Source organism: Psychroserpens mesophilus (assembly GCF_050617655.1).
GTDB lineage: Bacteria > Bacteroidota > Bacteroidia > Flavobacteriales > Flavobacteriaceae > Psychroserpens > Psychroserpens mesophilus_A.
The window spans coordinates 1-359 of sequence record NZ_JBODQC010000077.1 but is presented as its reverse complement, the minus strand read 5'-3'; the positions used below and the strand labels follow the sequence as shown (position 1 = coordinate 359).

Annotated in this window: 1 pseudogene; it reads left to right on the top strand. The window is 59.3% G+C overall.

Annotated elements, in window-relative coordinates:
• Positions 1-359, top strand: a pseudogene (locus tag ACRHNM_RS16400) (T9SS type B sorting domain-containing protein); the annotation flags it as partial.

Below are 359 nucleotides of genomic sequence, written 5' to 3'. Positions count from 1 at the left end.
CCTCGGAGGTGTATGCGGACGATATCCTGATTACCTACTATGGGGAACCCCAACTGGACCGGGTGGACATCCTCGCGGATTTGTCGCACAGCAACAACATTGTGATCATCCCGGCGGGGAACGGGGATTACGAGTACGCCATCAACGGCGGGCCATTCCAGGAGTCCCCGATTGTCATCGACGTCCCCCCGGGGGTCAACACGGTGGTCATCAACGACCGGAACGGATGCGGGACCACCGAACCCACCGAATTCCTGGTAATCGGCTACCCGAAGTTCTTTACCCCGAATGCGGACGGCATCCACGATACCTGGCACATCCTCGGGATTGAAGAGCTCACCGAACCGCGGGGGTTCATC